At 39.6% G+C, this 24676-nt stretch carries 22 protein-coding genes; 5 read left to right on the forward strand and 17 right to left on the reverse strand.

Annotated elements, in window-relative coordinates; all coding sequences use genetic code 11:
• Positions 1-164: 164 nt before the first annotated feature.
• The 3 genes from fmt to ACSLUF_RS07365 are packed head-to-tail and all read right to left on the reverse strand — an operon-like array spanning position 165 to position 3572.
• Positions 165-1133 carry a methionyl-tRNA formyltransferase gene (fmt, locus tag ACSLUF_RS07355; protein WP_435625461.1) on the reverse strand — a complete coding sequence of 323 codons (969 nt, stop codon included), beginning with the start codon at positions 1131-1133 and terminating at the stop codon, positions 165-167.
• Positions 1114-3009: a RecQ family ATP-dependent DNA helicase gene (locus ACSLUF_RS07360; protein WP_435625462.1), complete on the reverse strand. Its 1896-nt coding sequence runs from the start codon at positions 3007-3009 to the stop codon at positions 1114-1116. Before ACSLUF_RS07360 ends, fmt begins: the two co-directional genes overlap by 20 nt.
• A 2-nt stretch (positions 3010-3011) precedes the next feature.
• Complete coding sequence (locus ACSLUF_RS07365; protein ID WP_435625463.1) at positions 3012-3572, reverse strand: AAA family ATPase; 561 nt, start codon at positions 3570-3572, stop codon at positions 3012-3014.
• 87 nt (positions 3573-3659) lie between these two features.
• On the opposite strand from ACSLUF_RS07365, the gene ACSLUF_RS07370 reads away from it, so the two are divergent.
• The 3 genes from ACSLUF_RS07370 to murA all read left to right on the forward strand — a co-directional run bounded on the left by ACSLUF_RS07370 (position 3660) and on the right by murA (position 6004).
• Complete coding sequence (locus ACSLUF_RS07370; RefSeq protein ID WP_435625464.1) at positions 3660-3947, forward strand: DUF493 family protein; 288 nt, start codon at positions 3660-3662, stop codon at positions 3945-3947.
• Positions 3948-4029: 82 nt separating this feature from the next.
• Complete coding sequence (locus ACSLUF_RS07375; protein WP_435625465.1) at positions 4030-4683, forward strand: DUF4290 domain-containing protein; 654 nt, start codon at positions 4030-4032, stop codon at positions 4681-4683.
• A 13-nt stretch (positions 4684-4696) separates the two neighbouring features.
• On the forward strand, positions 4697-6004 hold the full coding sequence (gene murA, locus ACSLUF_RS07380; RefSeq protein ID WP_435625466.1) for a UDP-N-acetylglucosamine 1-carboxyvinyltransferase: 1308 nt from the start codon (positions 4697-4699) through the stop codon (positions 6002-6004).
• A 2-nt stretch (positions 6005-6006) separates the two neighbouring features.
• Here the strand turns inward: murA and ACSLUF_RS07385 are convergent, their stop codons facing one another.
• From ACSLUF_RS07385 to ACSLUF_RS07395, 3 genes are all read right to left on the reverse strand, one after another.
• Complete coding sequence (locus ACSLUF_RS07385) at positions 6007-6435, reverse strand: BLUF domain-containing protein (RefSeq protein ID WP_435625467.1); 429 nt, start codon at positions 6433-6435, stop codon at positions 6007-6009.
• A 175-nt stretch (positions 6436-6610) separates the two neighbouring features.
• Positions 6611-8626: a tetratricopeptide repeat protein gene (locus tag ACSLUF_RS07390; protein WP_435625468.1), complete on the reverse strand. Its 2016-nt coding sequence runs from the start codon at positions 8624-8626 to the stop codon at positions 6611-6613.
• A gap of 152 nt (positions 8627-8778) precedes the next feature.
• A complete protein-coding gene (locus ACSLUF_RS07395) occupies positions 8779-9783 on the reverse strand; it encodes a pirin family protein (protein WP_435625469.1) in 1005 nt (334 codons plus the stop codon).
• 137 nt (positions 9784-9920) lie between these two features.
• Between ACSLUF_RS07395 and ACSLUF_RS07400 the strand changes: the two genes are divergently transcribed.
• Complete coding sequence (locus ACSLUF_RS07400) at positions 9921-11192, forward strand: POTRA domain-containing protein (RefSeq protein ID WP_435625470.1); 1272 nt, start codon at positions 9921-9923, stop codon at positions 11190-11192.
• On the opposite strand, the gene ACSLUF_RS07405 is transcribed toward ACSLUF_RS07400, so the two are convergent.
• The 5 genes from ACSLUF_RS07405 to ACSLUF_RS07425 all read right to left on the reverse strand — a co-directional run bounded on the left by ACSLUF_RS07405 (position 11189) and on the right by ACSLUF_RS07425 (position 16118).
• On the reverse strand, positions 11189-12073 hold the full coding sequence (locus ACSLUF_RS07405; RefSeq protein WP_435625471.1) for a VOC family protein: 885 nt from the start codon (positions 12071-12073) through the stop codon (positions 11189-11191). The two genes, ACSLUF_RS07400 and ACSLUF_RS07405, sit on opposite strands and share 4 nt — an antisense overlap.
• Positions 12074-12114: 41 nt before the next feature.
• Positions 12115-13542, reverse strand: coding sequence for an amidohydrolase (locus ACSLUF_RS07410; protein WP_435625472.1), 1428 nt, complete (start codon positions 13540-13542; stop codon positions 12115-12117).
• A gap of 80 nt (positions 13543-13622) precedes the next feature.
• Positions 13623-14927, reverse strand: a complete 1305-nt coding sequence (locus ACSLUF_RS07415; protein WP_435625473.1) for a cryptochrome/photolyase family protein — start codon at positions 14925-14927, stop codon at positions 13623-13625.
• Positions 14927-15619 (reverse strand): SDR family NAD(P)-dependent oxidoreductase, encoded by a 693-nt coding sequence (locus tag ACSLUF_RS07420; protein ID WP_435625474.1) that lies wholly within the window; start codon positions 15617-15619, stop codon positions 14927-14929. Before ACSLUF_RS07420 ends, ACSLUF_RS07415 begins: the two co-directional genes overlap by 1 nt.
• A gap of 1 nt (position 15620) precedes the next feature.
• Positions 15621-16118, reverse strand: coding sequence for an SRPBCC family protein (locus ACSLUF_RS07425; RefSeq protein WP_435625475.1), 498 nt, complete (start codon positions 16116-16118; stop codon positions 15621-15623).
• Positions 16119-16338: 220 nt separating this feature from the next.
• Between ACSLUF_RS07425 and ACSLUF_RS07430 the strand changes: the two genes are divergently transcribed.
• The gene (locus ACSLUF_RS07430) at positions 16339-17181 is read left to right on the forward strand and encodes a DUF2911 domain-containing protein (protein ID WP_435625476.1); all 843 of its coding nucleotides are present in this window, start codon (positions 16339-16341) and stop codon (positions 17179-17181) included.
• A 44-nt stretch (positions 17182-17225) separates the two neighbouring features.
• On the opposite strand, the gene ACSLUF_RS07435 is transcribed toward ACSLUF_RS07430, so the two are convergent.
• From ACSLUF_RS07435 to ACSLUF_RS07460, 6 genes are all read right to left on the reverse strand, one after another.
• Positions 17226-18932 carry a sodium:solute symporter gene (locus ACSLUF_RS07435; RefSeq protein WP_435625477.1) on the reverse strand — a complete coding sequence of 569 codons (1707 nt, stop codon included), beginning with the start codon at positions 18930-18932 and terminating at the stop codon, positions 17226-17228.
• A 111-nt stretch (positions 18933-19043) separates the two neighbouring features.
• Positions 19044-21575: a PIG-L family deacetylase gene (locus ACSLUF_RS07440; protein WP_435625478.1), complete on the reverse strand. Its 2532-nt coding sequence runs from the start codon at positions 21573-21575 to the stop codon at positions 19044-19046.
• A gap of 113 nt (positions 21576-21688) precedes the next feature.
• Positions 21689-22651: a septum formation inhibitor Maf gene (locus ACSLUF_RS07445; protein WP_435625479.1), complete on the reverse strand. Its 963-nt coding sequence runs from the start codon at positions 22649-22651 to the stop codon at positions 21689-21691.
• A gap of 36 nt (positions 22652-22687) precedes the next feature.
• Positions 22688-23290 (reverse strand): Maf family nucleotide pyrophosphatase, encoded by a 603-nt coding sequence (locus ACSLUF_RS07450; protein WP_435625480.1) that lies wholly within the window; start codon positions 23288-23290, stop codon positions 22688-22690.
• Positions 23283-23810 carry a KdsC family phosphatase gene (locus ACSLUF_RS07455; protein WP_435625481.1) on the reverse strand — a complete coding sequence of 176 codons (528 nt, stop codon included), beginning with the start codon at positions 23808-23810 and terminating at the stop codon, positions 23283-23285. The genes ACSLUF_RS07450 and ACSLUF_RS07455 overlap by 8 nt, the downstream gene beginning before the upstream one ends.
• Entirely contained in the window at positions 23794-24555 is a 762-nt protein-coding gene (locus tag ACSLUF_RS07460; protein ID WP_435625482.1) for a Rossmann-like and DUF2520 domain-containing protein, read from the reverse strand. The genes ACSLUF_RS07455 and ACSLUF_RS07460 overlap by 17 nt, the downstream gene beginning before the upstream one ends.
• Positions 24556-24676: the final 121 nt, after the last annotated feature.

Below are 24676 nucleotides of genomic sequence, written 5' to 3' on the forward strand. Positions count from 1 at the left end.
TTAATTGTTGTTAAAAAAAGTTTAATGCTGAACAAATTTATACGGATTTGCTGTCCGCACAAGTAAAACCAAGGGAATTCAGGGTTTTTGTTGATAACTTCAAACGTTTGTTGATAAAGTGGATGAAAAATCCGTGGTTTTCCGAGGCCAGTACTGGTAAGGCCTCAGCGCATTTTTGCATTTTCTTCCACCTGAAAGCCCCGAAGCGTATCGGCCGTTGACATCCTTTTTTTGCCTGGGAGCTGGATTTCAAGGAGTAAAATCAACCCACCTTTGGCCGCCACTTTTAAGGTATCTTTTGTTGTAATAATCGTACCAATAGTATAAGAGTGCTCTGCAGGTTCAATCTCGCTTTGGAATACCTTTAAGACAACCATGTCTACATCTTCGGATTTTTGAAAATGGGTCCACGCTCCTGGATAAGGACTTAAACCTCTAATATGGTTATGAATTTGTTCAATCGGGAGATTCCAATCGATTCTACATGTTTCTTTATGGATTTTTGGAGCTGCCTTCTGAAGGTCAGTTTGCTCTTGCGGAAAGGTTTTTACGTTTCCTTCAGCAATCATTTGACAAGTTTTTACTACTAAAGCACCACCGATTTGCATTAGTCGGTCATGAAGATTCCCTGCATTTTCGTTTTTTCCTATTGCCGCTTTCTGTTGAAGGATGATATGTCCCGTATCGATTTTATCATCAATAAAAAAAGTAGTAACCCCCGTTTCCGTTTCTCCATTGATAATGGCCCAGTTGATAGGCGCTGCACCCCGATATTGGGGCAGGAGGGATGCATGGAGATTGAATGTGCCATATTTTGGCATATCCCAAACCACTCTGGGTAGCATTCTAAAAGCCACAACTACTTGAAGGTTGGCCTCTAGTTCCTTTAATTGGTCAACAAAATTATCATCTTTAAGATTAGTGGGTTGTAACACCTTTAGATTATGGGCAATGGCGAATTGTTTTACAGCAGATTCCTGAACTTTCCTTCCGCGGCCTGCGGGACGGTCTGGTGCTGTGATGACTCCGACTACATTGAAACTTGCTTCCAACAAAAGTTTTAGGCTTTCCACAGCAAATTCTGGGGTACCCATAAAAACTATTCGCAAGGGTTCATTTTGTTGCAAGGCCATATTCGTTTTTTTGATTTAATTGAATCTTTTCTTCCTCCAGTAAATGTCTTAATGTTGTTAGAACGTGTTTTTCATTGGAATTCAATAAGGTCACCAAATCCCTGGAAGAAAGGGTTTTGTTTTTAAGAATGTGCAAAATACCATTTTCTAAATCACCGGTTGGTACTTGCCTAATTTGCTGACAAATATCGCATTTACCACAATTTTTGGTGTTTTTTTCTCCAAAATACTGCAATAAAAAACGATGTCTGCAAATTTTGGAATTTGCTATAAAATCAAATATGGATTGTAGGTTGTTCCTTTTAATTTCATGAAGGGACTGTATCTTTTTTGAAAAGGTATTTATGGTGAGGTCATCTTCCCTTGGAGTTAAAAAAATGATTTCAAAATCACCTTTAGAGGACGTATACGAAATGATTCCGTCCTTTTGGATTTCTTTTAGCATGGTATCCACAACTATCTCTTGCATACCTGTTTTTTTTGCTATTAATGGTATGTCCACTTTGGTTTCAAACTCTAGAATACCTCCATAGGTACGAAGTATGGTTTGGATCAGGGATTGATACTTTTTGTGATTATCCAAATAAGAGAAAATTTGGTTTTTTTGGGTTAAAAATTTAATGGTGCTACGCTGTTTGAAATTCTCGGATAGGGAAAGAATAGAATTTTGATCTAACATTTTAAGCCCCTGATAGGTAAGATTTGAATCGAAGCTATATCGCTTGCAGAATTCCGCAAAAGGAAACGGAAAGGATTCCAGAGGCAATTCTCCGTAGGAAATTTGAAAAAAAGTGTTCAATTTTCTATATAGCTTTTTTGTAAAAGTGGCATCGGGAAGTGATTCTAAAAACTGTTGTCTGGCCAATAATTTGTCAGCTTCATTGGTAAGCAGAAATGCATTTGCGGGTTTGCCATCTCGCCCAGCTCTACCAATCTCCTGAAAATAACTTTCAAGACTATCGGGTATTTGATAATGTACCACAGTGCGCACATCCGATTTGTCAACACCCATCCCAAAGGCGTTGGTGGCCACCATGACATGAATCTTATCCTCTAGCCATAACTTCAATCGATTTTCCTTTTCTGCTCGAGATAGACCCCCATGAAAAAAAGAGGCCTTTAGTCCGTTTCGGGATAGAAAATCAAAAAGCTGGACAGACATTTTACGGGACCTGACGTATACAATTGCGCTTGAGGTATCAGCGGTCAGGATTTGCTTTAGCCGAAACCGTTTGTCCTCCCTATGTTCTACGGCAAGTTTTATGTTATCTCTGGAAAACGAGTCTTTAAAAACTTCGGCATTGTTGAGGTCTAAATTTTGAAAGATATCCGAGGTTACCTTAGCTGTAGCTGTAGCGGTCAAGGCCAAGAAGGGAACATTGGGTTTCAATTCCCTCAATATGGAACATTGCAAATAGGCAGGTCTAAAATCATTTCCCCATTGAGAAATGCAGTGTGCCTCATCTATAGCTACTAAATTCACATTCATTCCCTTAATTCGTTCTTGAATCAGAGGTTGTTGTAACCGCTCTGGGGATAAATACAAAAACTTGTAGCTCCCATAAAGGCAATTATCCAATAAGTCATTCAATTCCTCAAAAGCGATTCCACCGGTAAGTGCCACAGCCTTTATTTCCTTATTTTTAAGTTCGGCAACTTGATTTTGGATTAAGGCTACCAATGGTGATACAACAATGCATATACCATCCATTACCATTGCCGGAACCTGATAACAAATAGACTTGCCACCACCTGTGGGTATTAGAGCGAACGTATCTTTTCCCTCCAATATGTTATTAATAACCGCTTTTTGAGAGCCTCTAAAATCTGGATGACCCCAAAATGTGTTAAGAACGGATTTGGCTTTATTCAGCATCTTTATAGATTGAGCTTGTTCAGTATGAAATCAATTCGCTCGGGAACAGGCTTTTTAGGCACATCTATGGGAGTATAACCAAAACGGGTATAGGTGTCGTGAAGAGCAGCATCTATTTTTTCCGCCTCTTCATAGCTTTCCAATCGTTCATTGTCTGAAATATAGATTTCCCGCCAAGGCGGTAACAAAAAAATAGTATCATATGGATTGCTTTGAGAGACCCCCGTAAATTCTTCGTTATAGGGTTGGTCAAAAAAATCCATGTAAGCTAATACATCGGGAATACCACGGTCAAAAAATATGATGGGTTGCTTTAAGGACAATGAATCCTTATAATGCTTGGCTCTACCATATAATAAGTCCTTATTGAATTGCAGGGCATCGTCTACAAAAACCAGGGGGTTTGAGGTAAATGACGCTGTATCTCCTTCTTTTTTGGCTTTAGAGGTCATTTCTCTAATAATCTCATGGAAACATGGGAAACCCATTTGCTCAAGCCCCTTGATAACGGAAGTTTTTCCTGTTCCAGGCCCACCTGTTATTACAACTCTTTTGCTTTTCAAATACTTTCCTTTTGTTAGGCAAATTACGGAAATAGCAAGGAGCAAAAAAATTGTTGCGTAAGCCATATCTTTGTAAAAAATATGGGGATGGACCAGAACAAATCTGATGAATTTTACCGTAGACTTAAGGAACAATTGTTGGATAGCAATGCCTGGCCTTCGAGCTATTTATATAAGTTCATTGTTCCTACTGACAGTGAAAAAATCGAACAAATAAATTCCATTTTTGATAATACCGGAGCGGTGATTGAATCCAAAAAATCAAAAAAGGGCACGTATACCAGTATATCGATTACGGTTCATATGAAAGACCCAGATGCTGTAATAGCCAAATACAAGGAAGTTTCTTCAGTTGAAGGTGTAATTTCCCTATAGCTCTTCTTTGCCATAATTTTATTATTTTGCGGTCGTTATTGGTATTACTTCCCATTCCTTTAATCTCTTAATACATCTTGATTTGAATTCAGTTGAACATTTAGAATATAATACAGAACGTCCTAAACTCTATATTCCCGAATACGGGCGCCATTTTCAAAAAATGGTGGATCATGCAGTTTCCATTGAAGACCGCGAGGAAAGAAATAAGGTAGCCAAGGCTATCATTAGTGTCATGGGGAATTTGCAACCCCATTTAAGGGATGTACCCGATTTTCAACACAAGCTTTGGGACCAGCTTTTTATCATGTCCGATTTTAAATTGGATGTGGATTCACCATTCCCTATTACTTCAAAAGAAGTACTACAACAGCGTCCCGAGCCTTTGGAATATCCTCAGAATCACCCGAAGTATCGGTTTTATGGAAATAACATAAAACGAATGATTGATGTGGCCATTAAATGGGAACAAGGTGATATGCGTACCGGTTTGGAGTACGCTATTGCCAACCATATGAAAAAATGTTATCTCAATTGGAATAAGGACAGCGTGGAGGACCCTGTAATTTTTGGTCATCTGAAGGAATTGAGCGAGGGCGCCATTGATTTGGAACCCAAAGGTGAGAGTCTTACCGAGAGTGATCAGTTTCTGAAAAATAGGGTGGTAAAATCACAGCGTAATAGTGGCAGCAACAAAAAGGGTCAGCGCAACAATAGGTCTAAAAAGAGATATTGAATTCTGAATATTTATGGGAACTTTTAGGATAGAAGGAGGACACCAACTTTCTGGTGAAATTACTCCTCAGGGTGCTAAAAACGAAGCGCTACAGATTTTATGTGCGGTTCTTTTATCCAATGAAAAAATCACAATACACAATATACCCGACATTATTGATGTCAACAAACTGATTACCTTACTTGAGGATTTGGGGGTAAAAATCCAGAAAAAAGGAAAAGGATCTTACACCTTTAAGGCGGATGACATTAATTTGGATTATTTACAATCTGATCAGTTTAAACAAGATGGAAGAGGACTAAGGGGCTCTATTATGTTGGTTGGTCCACTTCTAGGAAGGTTTGGCAAAGGATACATTCCAAAACCCGGAGGAGATAAAATTGGTAGACGAAGGTTGGATACCCATTTTGAAGGCTTTATAAAACTGGGCGCCAAATTTAGGTATAACCGAGAGGAATATTTTTATGGCGTTGAGGCCGATAAGTTGGTAGGGACCTATATGTTGTTGGATGAAGCATCGGTGACAGGTACTGCCAATATTGTTATGGCTGCTGTTTTGGCCGAAGGAACCACTACAATTTACAATGCTGCTTGCGAACCGTATCTACAACAACTTTGTAAGATGTTAAACCGAATGGGAGCCAAAATCTCAGGGGTTGGTTCTAATTTGTTGACGATTGAGGGAGTTGAATCCCTTGGTGGAACAGAACATACCATGCTTCCAGATATGATTGAAATTGGAAGTTGGATTGGGTTGGCAGCAATGACGCGAAGTGAACTCACCATAAAGAATGTGAGTTGGGATGATTTAGGACAAATCCCGAATGCTTTTCAAAAGTTAGGAATCCAATTGGAGCGTAAGGGAGATGATATCTATATTCCAAAACATGAGAAAGGATACAAAGTTCAAAACTATATTGATGGCTCTATTTTGACCATCGCAGATGCACCTTGGCCTGGCCTGACACCAGATTTATTAAGTATTTTGTTGGTTATCTCCATTCAAGCTGAAGGAGAAGTAGTCATTCATCAAAAAATGTTCGAGAGTCGTTTGTTCTTCGTGGATAAGTTGATTGATATGGGGGCCAAAATTATTTTGTGTGACCCACACAGAGCTACTGTTATTGGGCATAATTTTAAATCAACACTCAAAGCCACGACCATGGTTTCCCCAGATATACGTGCAGGTATTTCCCTTTTGATTGCTGCCCTTTCGGCAAAAGGAACTTCTACCATACACAATATCGAACAGATAGATAGGGGATACGAAGACATCGATACCCGACTGCGAGCCATAGGAGCCAAGATAGACCGAGTTTAAATTTACAAGGGGTCAAATAGAATGTCTTTGACGTTGGCAAAGAATGGAATAGCCAGCGTGCTGGGCTTCATAAAGGCATCCGATTTTTCAAAGAAGCGGTCAATTTGATTCAATTTCAAATTTGCTGAAGTACCGTTTAACCCATAATCATGAAAGGCCATACTCCATTCATCAAATAGACGTATTGAACTTCGTTCTTCACAGATAATCTCCAACTTATGGTGTCTGGAATCTTTTTTTATACGACGAAAAAGTCTTTCCACCTCTTTTTCTTCTCCCTCCAAGAGTTGTAAAAACTGATTGTCATGAAATAATAAACAGCCTGTTATGTTATGTCGGGAATTAAAGAGTCTTGCATCACTCAACATTTTGTAAATGTCTGGTAACTCAAAATTTTCAACAGCTACCGAGCGGTAAACCAGCGAATGCATTGTAATAATTGATATAGGTTAAACCAAATATACTTTTTTGTTTAACTTTTTCCAACTAAAACCTTTGAAACGAGCCCTTATTATAAACAAAATTAACTATTAAGTTGTTCAGATGAGATATTTTAGGCTTTTGTTTAAGTATTGTTTCTTCCAGGTATAAGACAGATATTGAGGGTTAGACAACCTCCTTTTGTTCATACGTTGTATTTTCTGTCAAACCTTGTTTGGGTACTAGAATAGTGACTTTGGTTCCTGTTTTTCCGATTTCACAAAGATTTTCTATGGTAACCAATTGTTCATTGGATACTTTTCTTAAAGCTTTGATTCGTTTTGCGGTGATGGACATGCCTCGCGAGGGCCTTTTATTTTTTGCTTTTTCCGAGGGAGCATTGATACCAACACCATTGTCCTCGATAATACATTGAATATAACCATCAACATCGTTAAACGTTATACTGAGTTCTTTTGGTCCTTTTTTGGGCATAAGGCCATGAACAATTGCATTTTCGACGTAAGGTTGAACCAGCAGTAATGGAATCTCATGCTCTTCAATGTCTAAAATGTCATCAACTACAATATTGTAACTAAATGCATTGTCAAAGCGCAATGATTCCAATTCCAAGTAGATTTTAAGAAGTTCAATTTCCTCTTTAAGTGCTAAGCTAACATTTACCGAACTCTCTAAAACTTGACGTAGGAGTTTTGAAAACTTAGTGAGATATTTAAGAGCCGTGGTCCTATCCTTGGAGTTAATGATAAGGTGCTGAATGGAATTTAAAGAGTTAAAAATAAAGTGCGGATTCATTTGGGCCCGCAGCATGCGCTTTTCAAGCTCAACATTCATTTTTTCGATTACCCCATTTTGTTCGGAAATGAGTTTATTCTTTTCTTGAAAAACTTGGTTGGATTGCTTTTTTCCTAAATAAAGAAAGTAAAACAACGCCGCTGAAAGGAGCAGTAAAGATGTAATGATTAAAAGGTAGACCAGTCGCTTATTGTTTTGGCTTACCCTAGTATTCAGTAGAGCAAGTTGCAGTTCATTTTCCTTTAACTCCTTGTCTTTTAAAAAAACATCATGCTGGATTTGAAGATTTTGAATTTCCTTTACTTTGGCCTCATTAAGTATACTATCCTCATATACCCTTACTTGGTTTAAGTGATAAATGGCTTTATTGTACTCTCCGGTCGACTTATAAATATCATGGGCTTTTTCATGCGCATCTGCTTTATGTTGATACGCTCCATAATCCGGTAGGGACCGGAGATTCATATTGGAATACTGTTTTGCTTCTGAATATCTTTTTTGAAGCCACATTAGGTTGGCCAAGTTGTAATTGATTACCGGTATCATTCTCTGTACAGACAGTTCTTCGGCAAGTTCTAGTGCTTTTTGTAGATATTGATAGGAGAGCTCCCATTCTTCGAGTTTCATATAACAATCTCCAAGATTGCTATAGTTGGTACAGAGTCTTATCTTGTTGTTCTGCTTTTCATGATATTCCTTTACCTTCAAATATTTGGTTAACGCTGCATCATAATCTTGGTTGTCCATATCTATTAAGGCGAGATTGGCCAATACACTGTTTTCCCTTCCCGCTTTATCTGGTCCTTTGTAGACCTCGAGAACCATTTTATAACTTTTAATGGCATCTTCCTGTTGATCCATCAAATCGTAGAGTATACCTAAGTTGATATAGGTTATGGAGTTGTCGAAGGGTAAATCAAGAGAGTCTACAAGCTTTAGACTTTTAAGATAGTAATCTTTACTTTTAGGATAATCCCCTATACGCTTATGGACAATGCCCAAAGAGCTATATGCCATTTTCATGAATTTATAATCCTCTTGTTTTTTTGCGAGGGCAAGACATTGGTTTAGATAATCAAGAGATTCGACATAACTTCCTGTCATACCGTTCGTTAGACCAAGATGATACAGCGACTCAATCTCTCCTTTTACAAAACCAATTTCTCTGGCCCTATTTAGACTCTGCGCCCCATAGGTAAGCGCTTTTTCCTTGTCCTCAAATCTGGAAAGAATACCCATTTGTCGTAACAAATTTACTTGGGTGGTATCATCTGCAGTTGAAATCAAACTTTTTAAACTATCCAGTTGACGTGTTTGCGCAGAGGATAGGGATACTATAAATAGAAAAATAAGGGTAGGTCTAATGAATGAAATATTAAATCCCATAGTAAAAAGATTGGCCATTGATTATGCCAAAAAATAGCGTAACCTTAATAAAATTAAGGATATTATATAAGCTTGGTTGTAAAAAACATCAGTTTTATTAACAAAAACACCCAGCTTGCTACGAAAGACCGGGGCTCTAGAGGTATACGCCCTTAGTTCCTTTCTTCAAGTTTACCATCCGGATATATTGCAAATCTTCCCTTTGTTTTATCGTGAACATTGTCAGGGTAGGGCCAGGGCCATCCCCCAAATTGCGTGAGACGATATTCTTCCATTGCGTTTCGGATTTCATCTTCGGTGTTCATAACAAAAGGACCGTACTTGGCTACGGGCTCGTCTATAGGTTTTCCTTGGAGCAGTAAAAAATGGGCTTTTTCATTTCCTGTTTTAATGTTAACTTCCTTTGTTGGGTCAAGAGCAATACCAAAGTTTGGACTTATCTTTCTTTCTCCGATATGTATAAAATCCCCTTCATAAAAATACAACGTTCTGGCGACCATTGTTTCTGCTTTTGGTAGCACATATTCGGTTCCATCATCGACTTTTATGTTCCATACGGCCACTTCATTTTCACTGTTTGCTGCCCAAGAATTGGGAGCGGGGTCACTTGCAGTGTTTTTATTATAGGTCCCTGCAATCACTTTAATAGTCGCATGCTTCTCCTTAATAACTGGAATTTCTTCGTGCCACAGCATCTTAAAATGAGGTTCAACAAACTTGTCCTTTTTGGGAAGATTGAGCCAAATTTGGAACAACTCCAATGGATTATCCGTCTCTTGATTTAAAAGAGGAAACATCTCCGAATGCTGAACACCCCTTCCCGCAGTCATCCATTGCACATCTCCGTTTCCAAAACGTCCCGCAGCACCTAAAGAATCAGAGTGGTCACAATACCCTTTGTTGACAATTGTTATGGTCTCAAAACCCCGATGTGGATGATACGGAAATCCGGGGATGGTACTCCCATGATACATGCGCCAGCCATCTTTTAGGGTAAAATCATTTCCAATGTTCCTACCCGTGAGAAGTTTGGGGTCAGGACCCATATTTTCTTCACCTTTTGGATAGTGGTCTAGATGATATACACAGAATAGGAATGGGTCTTGTGTTTGCCATGGAAATCCTAAAGGAAATGTTTGAATAACTGCCGAAGACATAGTTAAGATTTTAGTTAAAAATAGTGATTAAAAAGGTTTATATCCAGTTTAGCGAAAAGCCCATTTTCCTAAAAAGTGTTAAGAAAATGTATGGAATGCTGATGCTGAACGTCCTAATCAACATCAGATTCATAATAATGAAAAAACTATTCCTACTTTTCCTTCTTACTTGCTCATTTTCCTATTCCCAACAAACGATAGATAACTTAGAGTTTTCCGGCTTGAAGCGGACCAAAGAACGGTTTCTGCGAAGATTGGTCAAGGTAAAGCCGAATAGCGTTTTTGATACCTTGAAAATCAATACGGATATCGAACGTTTGAAACGCTTACCTGGAATTGCCAGTGCCTCTTATTCAGTCAAGGAAAAGGAGGGAAAAACTGTTGTGAATTATGACATTGTGGAGAACTTTACCATCATTCCGGGTTTGCGAATCTCTACGGCCAACAATGGTGATTTTGCATTTCGGCTTTCTGTTTTCGAATTTAATTTTTTGGGTAATAACCAACTAATTGGCGGGTTCTATGCGCGGGATGTATTTGATTCCTACGGATTTTTTTACGAACACCCTTTTCTGTTCAGTGATAAATTGGGTGTTGGATTCAGTTACCAAGACCAGACTACCCAAGAACCCGTGTTTTTTACAGATGGGACCAAAGATTATCGGTTCAATAGTAAGTCGGCCGAGGGTAAACTTATTTTTTCCTTTGACTTTCACAATGAAGCTGAAATAGGAGCAAGTTTTGTGTCCGAATCCTATGAATTTATTGGGGAAGACCCAGTTCCCGGAGGTCCATTTTTTTTAGAAGCAGACAGACTGGCCTATCGCGCCTTTTATCGCCATATCAATGTGGATATTGATTATCAATACATAGATGGCATCAACAATGAATTTACAGCCCAGTATTTCACCTTCTTGGATGGTGATTCTGCAGCAGAGACTTTTTTGGGTGATTTTCTTTCGTTGCGAAATGACTTCATTTATTACAAAAAAGTGAAAGCAAGAGGTAACTGGGCAACACGACTCCGTTTAGCCGCTGCTATCGGCAATGAAGATTCGCCTTTTGCACCCTTTACCTTGGATAATCAGCTAAACATACGAGGGGTAGGGAATACCGTGGATAGAGGTACTGCTGCCATCGTTTTAAATACGGAATATCGACACACCTTTTACGAAAAAGGGTGGTTTGCCTTTCAGGGTAATGCCTTTCTCGATGCTGGCTCCTGGAGAAATCCTGGTGAAGAATTCCAAGAACTATTTTCAGGAAACAATGTTCGTGTATTTCCAGGAATCGGTGTACGATTTATTCATAAACGCATTTTCAATGCTGTTTTTAGATTGGATTATGGCTTCGGCGTTTCGGAAGATGGTACGAATGGAATTGTTTTTGGAATTGGACAATACTTTTAGTGCTTCGCATCATTGATTTCTATCCAATAGCCTTCTGGGTCCTGAATATAAATTTGTTTTACCCCATCGGCACGGCTTGAGACAGAATTCAGATTGCCAGGCCAATCATAAAAAGTTATCTCTTTTTCCATTAGCTTTTCAATAAAACTCTCCAGGTCATCTGTAGCCAGACATAAATGCGTGCTTTTATTCTTTTTGAAATCAGCAACCTCTTTTTTTATGAGATGCAATTGGGAATTACCGTACATCTTGAACCATCTGAATCCTTGTTTTCCTTCTGGGTGCGGAATTTCTTCAAACCCAAACACATCCCGATAAAAATCTCCTGTTTTCATCAACTGAGTCACTACCAAGGATTGATGGTCAAATTGAAAAGGTGCTTTGAGAATAGGTTCAGCGTTAAATTGGGTAGAGAGGTATACTTGGTTCCACTTTCCGTTTTGATAGTCACCAACTTTGTAATTATAGGTATTGGCATCCACATATTCCCATAAATCGGTCACGGTAGATTCGCCGTAGGCATAGGTATAATAAATATTCTTTCCTTCCGCTTTTACAGTTCCTTTGGTGACGCTTCCAAATACATCAAACTCCCAAAATTCAATGGTGTTTGAATTTGGATTGTATTTTCTAATCCCATGATTCCTGTCCCCAAAAACGGTTTGTTCTTTATCTATATACCCCTTGGATTTTGCTATTACTAAAGTACTATCCAAACTAAATGTAAAGATGATTTCCTGTTTGAATTTCGAACCATCACCCCAATTGCCTTCAGCCTTCCAAGTTTTTTCGGTGAGTGCTTCAAAAATGGAAAGTTCATTTTGTTGTGCATACCCATTCAGGACAATGCACAAAATGCATAGCATGCCATACTTCTTCATGGTTTCTTCTGAATATGTTTATTTATTCGGCCTAAGGCAGGTTAGTTACTGCCAATTGGTGGAGGCCCATCAATCATTGCCTCGTATTTTTCATCCCCTTTTCTGGTTAAGAATTCTTCCTTCACCTTATCCACTAACTTGGGATTTTCAAATAGGTCAGTCATGGTCATGGCCATGGCTTTGGAAGCATAAACCATTCCTTTATGCCCTATGCTCATGCCTCCACAAGCCACTACGGCCCAAGAATGCCAAGGAGTGCCTTTGGGCGCCGTGGTAACCCTTAGGTTGATGTTGGGAACGTTCCAACTCACATCACCCACATCGGTAGAACCACCTCCAGGATTTTTCTCGGTTTCCCTTAGTGGTTGAATGTCACTATCCATGCCCACTTCCGGTTTTCCAGTGGCTTTCTGAATACCTTTACCAAAGGCTATTTCTTCGTCGGTATAGGATATAGAACCCAGCAGCTCTAGGTTTTTCTGCATAATTGCTCCTCCAGTTCGATTCACCAAGGTTTCATAAATCCCGGATACCAAGGAAATTTTATAATCCACATTGGCCATGATAGCTGCTCCCTCGGCCATTTTTTTGACTTGTTCATATGTGGGAAGCATCACTTTTCTTTTGGGGTCGCGGACACGAACCCAAATCTTGGAATAGTCAGGAACCACATTTACTACTTGACCGCCATCTTGGATATGATAATGGATGCGGGAGGTAGGTTTGATGTGTTCTCGATAATAATTTATTCCTGTAGTGTAAAGCTCTAAGGCATCAGAGGCACTACGACCATTCCATGGGTCAGATGATGCATGTGCTGCCTGTCCGTAGAATTCCACGATGAAATCTATTAGGGACAAACCGGTTTGAACACTTGCCTCAGTACTAGCACCTGGATGCCAGCTGATATTGACATCTACATCATCCCACAGGCCAGCTTCAACCATCCACACTTTGGCAAAGTACTTTTCCTCTGCCGGGGTCCCTAAAAATTTAACTGTTCCCTTCAGTTTACCTGCTTCAATCTGCTCTTTTATAGCAATGGCAGCTCCCAAACTAGCCGCTCCAAAAAGGTTATGTCCACAACCATGCCCTGGAGCTCCAACGTTGATGGGATTTTTGGTAGGCTCTGTTTTTTGGGAAAGGCCCGGAAGTGCATCAAATTCACCTAACACACTAATTACAGGTTTTCCCGAACCATACGTTGCAGTAAATGCGGTTGGGATATTGGCCACACCCCGTGTTACCTTTAAGCCATTCTTTTCTGCGTAGGAGGCCAAAACTTCGGCAGATTTGGATTCATTGAATGCCGTTTCGGCGAAGGACCATATGGAATCACTTATCTTGATTAAATTTTCCTTATGTGCTTCTACAGAAGCAATAACCGCTTTTTTGCTTGAATTTAATTTTTGGGAATGTACTGTTGCGAAAGCTAGAGTACAGACCACTAGAAGAGTAAACTTTTTCATGGAAAGAGCGTTGAAGTTAGCTAAATGATGGTAACCAAATCAGCTTGATTACTCGTTTCCCTAAAAGTACTAAAAATGGTTTAGTTCAGCGCTGTTTTGTAGACTTCAAGACAACGCTCCCGTGCCATTTTGTGGTCAACCATTTTTGTTGGATACGTAAGTTCCTGTAGTTCTGGAACCCAGGTGTTGATATACTCTTTCTGTTTATCAAACTTATCCACTTGGGTCATGGGATTGAATATTCGGAAATAGGGTGCAGCGTCCACGCCGCTACCAGAGGCCCATTGCCAATTGCCCACATTGCTGGCCTGTTCGTAATCCAAAAGTTTTTCAGCAAAATATGCTTCACCCCAACGCCAATCAATGAGCAAATGTTTGCACAAAAAGCTGGCGACCAGCATCCGTACTCTATTGTGCATATATCCTGTTGCGTTCAATTCCCGCATACCGGCGTCAACTAGGGCGTAACCGGTTTGGCCATTTTTCCAACGCTCAAATTCCGCTTCATTATTTCTCCATTCGATTCGGTCATATTTAGGTTTAAAAGCCTTATCGACCGTATGGGGAAAATGCCAAAGTATTTGCATAAAAAATTCTCTCCAAATAAGTTCATGCCAGAAGACGTGGTTGTCCTCTGCAATGGCTTTTTTGACCATTTTCCTAATAGAAACTGTACCAAACCGCAAATGTGGACCTAATCTGGACGTTCCTTGTTTAATTGCAGGAAAGTTTCGGGTAGCTTCGTAATTGTTTATCAGTTTTGGCGTTGCCAGAAAATCCGGGACTTGAATCTCAGAAGTACAAAAACCTATATCTTTTAAAGAAGGGTTTGGCAAATTGTTAAGTGCGGCAAAATTTTCATAATTGGGAATATGGTCCAATACATGGATGGAAGCATTGAATATTTCCTTCCATTTGTTTTTATAGGGTGTGTAAACTACATAAGGTTTGCCGTCGTCTTTGACCACTTCACTTTTTTCGAAGATGACCTGGTCTTTAAATGTTTTAAAGCCAATCCCATGGGCATGCAGGATTTTTTGAATTTCTTGGTCTCTTTTTCTTGCGTATGGTTCATAATCATGGTTGGTAAAAACCGAATCTATTGAAAATATTTGCGCAAGCTGCTCAAAAACGTGTTCCGGTTTACCGTGATATATGGCCAGATTACCTTCACTTCTTTCATTCAACTCTTTTTTTATTTGCTGAAGTTGTCTGTAAATAAAGGAAACCCTGGCATCATCTTTAGGTAGGCCCTCCAAAATATCCGAATCAAAAATAAAAATGGGAAGTACTTTATTTCCTGACTGTAAAGCCTGATACAACCCTACGTTGTCGTCTAATCGAAGATCTCTTCTGAACCAAAATAGGGTTAGCTTTTTTTTCATTAGTTAACATTTAGGGATGACATGCCCCCATCAATTTGTATGACCTGACCTGAAATCCAACTATTTTCTGGATTAAGTAAGAAAGTAACCATATTGGCTATGTCTTTTACATTACCAACTCTTTTAAGCGGATGTCTTCCAGCCATCATTTCTTTCTTTTTGTCGTTGTTCAGCAGTCTTTTGGCCAAAGGAGTATCTATCAGGGAAGGAGCAATGGTGTTGACTCTTATTTTAGGAGCATATTCGGCTGCTAAGGATTTGGCAAAACCTTCAATGGCTCCTTTAGCCGAGGAAACACTAGTGTGGAATGGCATGCCAGTATTGACGGCTACCGTACTGAAAAAAACCATACTAGAACCTTCCGACATTTTGGGAAGAATGGATTTAACAGCATTCACCAATGCAAAGAAATTCAGCTCCATATCTTGACGGAAAGCATCCAAGTTCAACATCTTAAGGGGTTTAAGATTGATTGACCCAGGACAAAAAACAAAACCGTCAATAGTTTCTGGTAAGTTCAATTCGGATACATCATCCGACAAAACGTCGAAAGGAAGATGTTGGATATTGGCTCCCATAAGATTTTCATTGGTTCGGGATGCGATGTAGACATTATGTTGCATAGACATTTGTTGGGCCACTTCGTGACCTATTCCGTAGGATCCGCCGATAAGGAGTATATTTTTTCTCATTTTAAATGGATTTGAGTTCAAGACTAGGAATTTCACCTTCAACGGTACCGAAGAGTTCTGCTAGTTTTTCTTCTCGATATGAAAAGATTGCATGCAACTGCTTTTTGACTAGAATGGGATGCATGAGCTGTCCCAAGAATCCAAAAGGAAGTTTGTAATCCACAACATCCAACATCTCAACCCCCTGTTCAACTTCTTTCAAAAAATGCTTGTGATGCCAAAGGGCATAAGGGCCAAACCGCTGTTCATCCACAAAATACTCACCTGGAGCCACATGGGTAATTTCCGTTACCCATTTAACGGCATAGAAAGGAAAAGGCTTTACAATATACTGTATTATCTGGCCTGGAAACATAGCTTTGCCTGCACCATCCAGTATGTGAAATTCCATATGATCAGGAGTAATTACACTTAAGTTAGCTGGGTTGGAAAGAAAGTCCCATGCTTCTTGTTTGCTGATGGGAAAAACCTGTTTGGACCGTAATTGATAGAGCTGCATATATTATTTTCCACAAAGATAAATCTATTTTGTTTAAAGAAAAATATAAATAATTAAACAAAATTATGATATAAGGCTAAATCTTTTCTTTTGCTTTGTTCTAATAGCTTTTATGACCTTTTAATTGGTAAGGTGTTTGGGGTTTTAAGGGTTTATTAACAAGGCCAACCTACCATTATATATAGTTTTGTGCCACTTACAATTCTAAAAACACTTTCAAATGAAAAAATTATTGGTTTTTCTTTTCGCAGCAGCACTTTCCGTATCTGTCGAGGCGCAGTTGCAGACTCCACAACCTAGCCCTTCTTCCAAACTAGTCCAAACCGTTGGTTTGACAGAGGTCTCCGTTGAATATTCAAGACCGTCGATGAGAGGAAGAAAAATTTTCGGTGGATTGGAATCTTATGACGAATTATGGAGAACAGGAGCAAACAAGAATACCGTCGTAAGCTTTGGCGATGATGTCATAGTGGATGGACAAACACTTAAGGCAGGTGATTATGCTATCTTCACGAAGCCTGGAAAGACTTCATGGGAGGTAATTTTTTATTCTGATACCAACAACTGGGGAACACCCAGAGAATGGGATGATAGCAAAGTTGCCGCCAAAACCACTGTCGACGTATTTCCTATTGAAGTTCCTATTGAAACCTTTACCATTACCATCGATGATCTTCACAATAATGGTGCAACATTGGGGATGATGTGGGAGAATACCTATGCAGGTGTAAAATTCGAGGTTCCTACAGGCGAAAAGGCAGATAAGAGCATCGCTAAATTAATGGCGGGTCCCACAGCAAACGAATTATACGCCGCCGCCTCTTATTATTTTGAAGAAGGAAAAGACTTGAACAAGGCTAAGGAATGGATTGATAAGGCTGTCGCTATGAATGACAAAGCCTATTGGGTAATGAGAAGACAATCTTTGATTTATGCCAAGTTGGGAGATAAAAAAGGAGCTATTGAGGCCGCTAAGAAATCCATGGCCGCTGCGGAGACTGCTGGTAACCAAGACTATGTAAAATTAAATCAAGACTCCTTAAAAGAATGGGGAGCCCTTTAAAAAGCATAATGATTTTTTGAAAAGCCCACCTATGGTGGGTTTTTTTATGTCTTTATTGGAGGCTTTCGTAAATATCCATCAAAGGTTTCCATTAATAGGGCAAGCAAGATAACCAACAGACACCCAAAAGCGTTCAACCATAAATAGGACATCCAATCAAAATACCAGCCTACAATAACAATGATTTGGGTCACAATGGCTGCAATAAATACGGAATCGCCTTTAACATATTTAAAGAAAAATGCCAGCAAAAAGATGCCAAGCACGTTTCCATAAAAAATGGAACCGATGATATTTACCAATTGGATAAGATTGTCAAAAAGATTGGCCACACAAGCTATAAGTATGGCAACAATGCCCCAAAGAAGTGTAAATCCCTTTGTTGCTTTTAAATAGTGTTCCTCATCCTTTTCCTCTTTTTGGTTTCTTTTGTACAGGTCCAAAGCGGTAATAGTCCCTAACGCATTTAATTCCGAAGCCGTGGAAGACATGGCGGCAGAGAGAATAACGGCTAATAATAACCCTATTAAACCATTGGGAAGATTGTTCAAAATGAAATGGATAAAAACATAGTCCTTATCATTGGTTTCAACGGAATCATCTGCTTGGGCAATAAGGCTCCTAGCTGCCTCCCGATTGGCCCGTTCTTGTTGGTTAATTTTTTCGATGTTTTGCTCTGCCTGGATAATAGTATTGTACTCCTTCAGTTGCAAGGCCGTTGAAAAATCTTCCTGTGCCATTCGTTTTTCCTGTTCAAGCGCTAGGTGGCTTTCTTCCAGGGCTCTATAGCTTTCACTTTGCTCAGATTCAAGAACAGCCTCCGTTGCAGCTGGATTGAAATTTAGCGGTGAGGTATTGTATTGATAAAAAACAAATACCATGACTCCTACCAACAAAATGAAGAATTGCATTGGAATCTTGAATATTCCATTGAAAATAAGCCCCAATTGACTCTCTCGGACCGATTCTCCGGACAAATACCGTTGTACCTGACTTTGGTCGGTTCCAAAATAAGCCAAAGCTAGAAAGAATCCGCCTGTAATTCCACTCCAAAAGGTGTATCGGTTTTGGGTATCCAGACTAAAATCCAAAATCTGTAGCTTATTGTTGGCTCCGGCAATTTTTAGGGCTTCTCCAAAAGAAACCCCTGTAGGCAATGAACCCAAAATGAAGAAAAAGGCAAAAAACATGCCCACCATAATAATGAACATCTGTTGTTTTTGGGTTACACTGACCGCCTTTGTACCACCAGAAACAGTATACACAATAACCAATATCCCAATGATGATATTCAACGTTCTTAAATCCCATCCGAGTACGGCGGATAAAATTATAGACGGAGCAAAAATGGTTATTCCAGCTGCCAGACCACGTTGTACCAAAAACAAAATAGCGGTAAGGGTCCGTGTTTTCAAGTCGAATCTACCCTCCAACATTTCATAAGCAGTAAATACTTTGAGTTTTCGATAAATAGGAATGAAAACAACACAAATGAATATCATGGCCAAGGGCAAGCCAAAGTAAAACTGCACAAAACCCAATCCATCGTGAAAAGCTTGGCCTGGCGTAGATAAAAATGTTATGGCACTGGCCTGTGTAGCCATTACGGAGAGCCCAATGGTCCACCATTTGGCATCATTGCCTCCAAGTACATAATCATCAACATTTTTACTGCCCTTAGTTTTCCAGACGCCGTATGCGACAATAAAGAGCAGCGTACTACCCAGAACAATCCAATCCAGTATTCCCATTTTGGTGGTTAGTTGTTAAAAGCCATAATCAAATAGAAAATGAGGATGTAGAGTATATTAAGTACAATGACCATGGTGTACTCTTTTTTCCAACGAAATTCATTTTCCATTTTATCCTTTAACGTTGTTTTCTGATTTCATTTCATTTTTGCCAATGGACAACATGTTGGCAAAGAGCTTGTAGGCTCCAGAAACACCAGCGGGGAGTTCTCTGAAAAAGCTCAAACCTGTGTAAATATAGTGTCCTTTTCCATATGGGGCCACCAAAAGGCTTCCTTCTTTGGCAGATTCGCCCTTATCGTTCATGGAAAGAATAGGAGTAAACTCAGAACCCCATTGATTTGGAAAGTATAAACCCCGTTCCTGTACCCAATTATCAAAATCTTTAGCGGTAACCGCATTTGGGAAGTTAACCAAAGAGTGGTCTTTGGCCAAAACGGTCACTTGGGCATTTTCATTGGTTACCCTATCCCTTGAAATGGAAAGTTCGTAGGGGGCAAGGTTATCAATTTGCTTTCTCCATCTATTGGCGGTATTATACTGGACTATAAGGTTGCCACCATTTTCGACGTATTCAAACAAGAAAGGTTGTTTAAATTTTAAATTTTCAACCACATTGTACGCTCGAATTCCCACCACTACCGCATCATACTTTTCCAGAGAACCACTTTGAATATCGTTGGGATCAATTATATGCACTTGGTATCCTATCTGCTCTAGACTTTCCGGGACCTTATCACCAGCTCCCATAATATACCCAATGTGTTCTCCCGTTTTGGTAATGTTCATTCGGACCACTTTGGCTTCCGATGGCAACAGTACAGATTGTTTAGGGATATGGTCATAGGCGATTTCAACCAATTCTTTGTCAAATGTTTCACCCTTGATTTTTGCAATAGGGGAAAGCTTGCCTTCACTATCCATGCTGGGAGGAGCTACCTGGAAGGTTACTATTTGTTCTTGTCCCACTTTTTCTATAGAAAAGCTCTTACTTGGGGGAGATACAACCCAACCCGCCGGATGGTTCAATTGGACCTCTCCTGAAATATTGTCTTTTCCAGCCCGTACTTTAACTCTAACGTCCTTGGGTTCGTTGGAAGCGAATATTAATACTTTTTCCTCTATCTGTGTGGTCACTTCAGGTAACACCACAAAAGGCTCATACAGTTCTCCTCGGTCAGGTTTGGAAAAGCGATAGACCACGTCTTTCCTAAAAGGAATATCCAACCCGTCATAGGATAAAATGAAATCAACTTTAAAAGCGCTCGGTGTTTGCGCTTTACCAATCATACTTTGATTATCCACATTATACATTCCCAAGCTCCAAGGCGTATTCAACCAGTACGGACCAGAAATGTTTTGATTTTCAGCAACGGAAAAATCCAAAGTGAGATTTTCTTTCTTGTTGTTGGACAAACTGATGTTAGGGGATAGTTTTTTGTCTGAATCGACCAGTTGTATTTCTTTTAAATTGAAACCGACCTCACTGCGATTTAGAATTTCGAAATTCAGTTTTACGGAATTATCGGGAGTAGTGGAAGATGTTGAAGCACTAGCCTCCAAATAAAGACCTGAACACGCGAGAATAATATCTTTAAGTTCTTCCGATTTCAATATTTTCCAATGTTCGTCATCTATCTCTTGCAGTAATTTGTACGCCTCAATAAGTTGAGGTACATGTGACGCAGGATTTGTAAAGTCGAAATTATTTTCAATACCATAAAGAATATCACCGATAGCTTTACCTCCTTCAATTCTTGACCAAGTTGTATTTATGCCCTGAAAAAGATTATTGGTCTGGGGCATATCTCCTTTTAAAAGTTCTACATATTCGTCCTGCGAACCACGTGTGGTCAGTCTACCAAAACCTTGACATAGGTGCTGACTACTAGCGACAGCCGCGATTTCATTATTGGAAAGTCCCAATTCCGGATAAAAGACCCCTGTATCCATTTTAACCAAATTGGATTTATCCGCCTTTTCAAAATTCTCCCTGCCTCCATAAAACCACCATGAAGTATTGAAAAAAATGCGCTTGGGCTGCCAAACGGAGGTTAGCTCCAACTGCTCTGGATAAACCTCTGGATTGTTAACCAAATCAAAGGCTTCAACACTGAGCATAGCGGAGGTGGTGTGATGCCCATGGGTCGTACCTGGAGTTCTATGGTCAAATCGATTAATAATAATATCAGGTCTTAGATTCCGGATGGCCCAAACCACGTCACCTAATACTTTATCCTTGTCCCAAATGGTTAAGGTTTCATCCGGATGTTTGGAAAATCCGAAGTCGTTTGCACGCGAAAACCATTGTTCTCCACCATCAACACTTCTTGCGGCCAACAATTCCTGTGTACGCAATACACCTAAAAGCTCCCGTAGTTCGGGACCAATCAGATTCTGACCACCATCACCTCTTGTAAGGGAGAGATAAACCGTTCTGGCTTTTTCATGATTGGACAAATACGAAATGAGCCTCGTATTTTCATCATCGGGATGCGCAGCAACATAAAGGGCAGTTCCCAAAAAATTCAGTTTTTTTAAACTGTGATGTATTTCTGTGGATGTTGGTTTGGAAGGCCTTTGTGCAAAAGAATAGGATACAACAAGTAGCAAAGTCAGGAATCTGACCCAAAAATTTCGCATGATTGCGTTTTTAGTCGTTTGCCAAATATAGAAATATTCAATCCAGCCTAAATAAAATTTAGAACATCTTTAACAAGGTATATTTAGGACACTTTTGTGGTAAAAATGTACGCTTAGAGCCCCAAACTTTCCCTTAAGACTTCGTCATCATTGCCATTTTGACCCCAATAAGGTGTTTTTAAGGATTTCAATCGTGTTGCTTTGGTTTCAAGTATCTTGGCGTTAGGTCCAAACCCACTTTTGAATTCTTCTTTCCAGCCTTCTACAGTGTAGGGAAAAGAGGAGGAAAACGTAATTGAAAGGGTCCTTTCCAACTCTGGATAGGCAATCGTGTAAATACTGTTGTCTCCTTCAGAATCCAAAGAAGCATTGGCATTATAAGCTTTAAGTTCCTTATGTCTTAATCGGACATACTCCAATGAAGGCACCATTTTAAGATTACCTACTGGGAGGTCAGCGGGATTAATTCGAATTTTGCTCCAAATCTCATTTTCAAGGATATTCTTATCGATACTGAGGTTTTGGTCTGCCTCACTTTCAAAATAAGAGTGGGATGTAAATTCAAATTTATCCCTGTTGTTGATTTGGGAGTAGACATGTCCACACCACTCTTGGACCGAAAGACTTGTTTTGATGGCATGCTGATTATCGTAGACTGGATAAAAGGTACTGGACATAATGGAGTAGGGGTAGATTCCAGTCAAATATTTCTTGGTAGCATTCAACTTTAAAACAGGAACATTACCAGGATTGCTCCGGTCTGCTTTGACTTGCTTTTCTGGCAAAAAGGGCTCGGTTACATAAATCAATACCGATTTTCCTGTTCGGATTTCACCATATCTTGCCTGCTCCAACTCATACGAAGTGATTTCCGCATCCCCTGCATACCAATATTTTTTGAATTCTTCAGAAAGCGGTTTTTTGGGGAGTTCAATGGTAGTGTTCTCCATTTCTTCCTCATCATTTATAGCTAACTCTTTTTCCTTGGTTTCAGAGGATGTATTACAAGCAAAGGCAAAAAGGAGGAGTGCAAATGCAGGGATAGATAGAATTTTGGTCGAAGCTAGCTTTTTCATAATACAAGGGTTTATTACAAAATTACGCAACACCCATCAAGAAACCATGTCCATTAACGTTTTGTAAACGAGATGGGTAGGTAAGCCTACTACGTTGGTGTAGGAACCCTTGATTTCTGAAATACCTATTAGGCCCAACCAATCCTGAATACCATAAGCTCCGGCCTTGTCAAAAGGGTTGTCCATAGCAATGTAGAATCTGATTTCATCTTCAGTGAAATCTGCAAATTTTACTCTGGTAGTTCCTGAGACCGTTTTTTGAAGCTGTTTTGTGGTTATGCACACTGAAGTAATTACCTCATGCCAATCCCCAGAAAGGGTCTGCAACATATGAAAAGCTTCTTGGGCATCCCTTGCTTTGGCCAAAGATTGGTCTTTATGCCAAACCACCGTATCGGAAGTTAGAAGGATGTCCTTTTCATTTAGTTCTTCGGTAAAGGGGGAAGCTTTAAGTTCGGCAAGGAAGCGGGATATTTCTTCTCCTTTTAAATGCTCGGGATAAACTTCATCCACCTCTTTTTTGCGTACCTCAAATTCCAAACCAAGTTGTTCCAAAAACATTTTGCGTCGGGGAGAACCTGAACCCAAGATAAGATGATAGCCTTTCAATTTGTCGGCTAGCGGATTGCGTTTAGTCATTCTTGGCACTATAATTATCGTTCCAATCCCCACGTACCTTTAAGACTTGTTCAATAATATCGCGCACGCAACCTTCACCACCATTTTTGTGGGAAACATAATCGGAAATGGCTTTCACCTCGGGAACTGCGTTTTGCGGAGCAGCAGCCAACCCTACCATACCCATTGGAGGAATGTCCGGCAGATCATCGCCCATGTAGAGTACATTTTTTGGGTCAATATTGTATATGTCCAAATATTCTTCCAAGGGGTCTTGCTTGTGATGGGCGTCCAAATAAATATCGGTAACACCTAATCCCTTAAGACGTTCCCTGACTCCTTCATTGGTTCCACCAGTTATGATACATACCTTATATCCTTTTTGTAAAGCAGTCTTTAGGGCATATCCGTCCTTTACGTTCATCCTCCTCAACATTTCCCCTGTGCTGGTCACTAAGATGGAACCATCCGTAAATACACCGTCCACATCAAAAACGAATGTGGTAATGTCATTCAAAAGCTCTTTATAATTCTTTTTCATAGGTCTTCATAATTGCCTCACTAAGCAATGTATATAGTTTTTTATGTTCCTCGTCCGGTAAAAGCTCGAGATGTTTTTCCATACTGGGGATATCCTTTCTTCGAGCCGGACCGGTTTGCGCTTTATAAGGTGAGAGGCTCTCCAATTTCTGGACAGTTTCCAAAATTAAGGGTTTTAACAGTTCAAAAGAAAGGCCTTCTTTGGCACACACCATTTCGCTGATATGAAACAGATGATTGGAAAAGTTATTTGCAAAAACGGCCGCTAAATGTAGCTTTTCACGTTGCTCAGAGCTAATTTCATGTACTTGACTGGAAATACTGGTTCCAAGTTTATGAAGTAACTCAAGCCCTTGGTTATTTGACGCTTCAACACAAATAGGAATGTTCGTAAAGTCTAGAATTCTTTCTTTCGTAAAGGTTTGTAATGGGTAAAAAACACCCTTGTTTACTGATGAGATACTATGCATTGAAGTAGCTCCGGAGGTGTGTACGACCAAACCCTGTTTCCCTAAAAGTTTTTCAGCAACCATTTGTATGGCACTATCTGAAACGGCTATAATATAGATGTCGGCATCTTCTATGTTCTCAAAATTCGACGTAATCTTAGCCTTGCCAGTATACTTGTTAAGCGCATGTTGTTTGCGACCTACAATTTGTAAAAGGTGAGCCTGTTTCGAATGGTACAGGGCGTGAATCAAGTTTTCTGCAACATTACCAGTTCCAAGAATAACTACTGAGAGCATGGTCAAAACTACAAATTTGCCTCAAATCGGTTTTAAAAAAGAATTAACAAAACTGTTTAACTTTTTAAAGGATCCCTATTAATCAAAAAATCCAAAAAGGTGGTAATTTTGCAAGCCAAAT

This window comes from Flagellimonas sp. (assembly GCF_965601775.1).
GTDB lineage: Bacteria > Bacteroidota > Bacteroidia > Flavobacteriales > Flavobacteriaceae > Flagellimonas.

Bases quoted from the DNA above. Each gene is read 5' to 3' on its own strand.
- fmt (WP_435625461.1), bottom strand. From the start codon at position 1,133: ATGGCCTTGCAACAAAATGAACCCTTGCGAATAGTTTTTATGGGTACC.
- ACSLUF_RS07360 (WP_435625462.1), bottom strand. From the start codon at position 3,009: ATGCTGAATAAAGCCAAATCCGTTCTTAACACATTTTGGGGTCATCCA.
- ACSLUF_RS07370 (WP_435625464.1), top strand. From the start codon at position 3,660: ATGGACCAGAACAAATCTGATGAATTTTACCGTAGACTTAAGGAACAA.
- murA (WP_435625466.1), top strand. From the start codon at position 4,697: ATGGGAACTTTTAGGATAGAAGGAGGACACCAACTTTCTGGTGAAATT.
- ACSLUF_RS07385 (WP_435625467.1), bottom strand. From the start codon at position 6,435: ATGCATTCGCTGGTTTACCGCTCGGTAGCTGTTGAAAATTTTGAGTTA.
- ACSLUF_RS07390 (WP_435625468.1), bottom strand. From the start codon at position 8,626: ATGGGATTTAATATTTCATTCATTAGACCTACCCTTATTTTTCTATTT.
- ACSLUF_RS07395 (WP_435625469.1), bottom strand. From the start codon at position 9,783: ATGTCTTCGGCAGTTATTCAAACATTTCCTTTAGGATTTCCATGGCAA.
- ACSLUF_RS07400 (WP_435625470.1), top strand. From the start codon at position 9,921: ATGAAAAAACTATTCCTACTTTTCCTTCTTACTTGCTCATTTTCCTAT.
- ACSLUF_RS07405 (WP_435625471.1), bottom strand. From the start codon at position 12,073: ATGAAGAAGTATGGCATGCTATGCATTTTGTGCATTGTCCTGAATGGG.
- ACSLUF_RS07410 (WP_435625472.1), bottom strand. From the start codon at position 13,542: ATGAAAAAGTTTACTCTTCTAGTGGTCTGTACTCTAGCTTTCGCAACA.
- ACSLUF_RS07415 (WP_435625473.1), bottom strand. From the start codon at position 14,927: ATGAAAAAAAAGCTAACCCTATTTTGGTTCAGAAGAGATCTTCGATTA.
- ACSLUF_RS07420 (WP_435625474.1), bottom strand. From the start codon at position 15,619: ATGAGAAAAAATATACTCCTTATCGGCGGATCCTACGGAATAGGTCAC.
- ACSLUF_RS07425 (WP_435625475.1), bottom strand. From the start codon at position 16,118: ATGCAGCTCTATCAATTACGGTCCAAACAGGTTTTTCCCATCAGCAAA.
- ACSLUF_RS07430 (WP_435625476.1), top strand. From the start codon at position 16,339: ATGAAAAAATTATTGGTTTTTCTTTTCGCAGCAGCACTTTCCGTATCT.
- ACSLUF_RS07435 (WP_435625477.1), bottom strand. From the start codon at position 18,932: ATGGGAATACTGGATTGGATTGTTCTGGGTAGTACGCTGCTCTTTATT.
- ACSLUF_RS07440 (WP_435625478.1), bottom strand. From the start codon at position 21,575: ATGCGAAATTTTTGGGTCAGATTCCTGACTTTGCTACTTGTTGTATCC.
- ACSLUF_RS07445 (WP_435625479.1), bottom strand. From the start codon at position 22,651: ATGAAAAAGCTAGCTTCGACCAAAATTCTATCTATCCCTGCATTTGCA.
- ACSLUF_RS07450 (WP_435625480.1), bottom strand. From the start codon at position 23,290: ATGACTAAACGCAATCCGCTAGCCGACAAATTGAAAGGCTATCATCTT.
- ACSLUF_RS07455 (WP_435625481.1), bottom strand. From the start codon at position 23,810: ATGAAAAAGAATTATAAAGAGCTTTTGAATGACATTACCACATTCGTT.
- ACSLUF_RS07460 (WP_435625482.1), bottom strand. From the start codon at position 24,555: ATGCTCTCAGTAGTTATTCTTGGAACTGGTAATGTTGCAGAAAACTTG.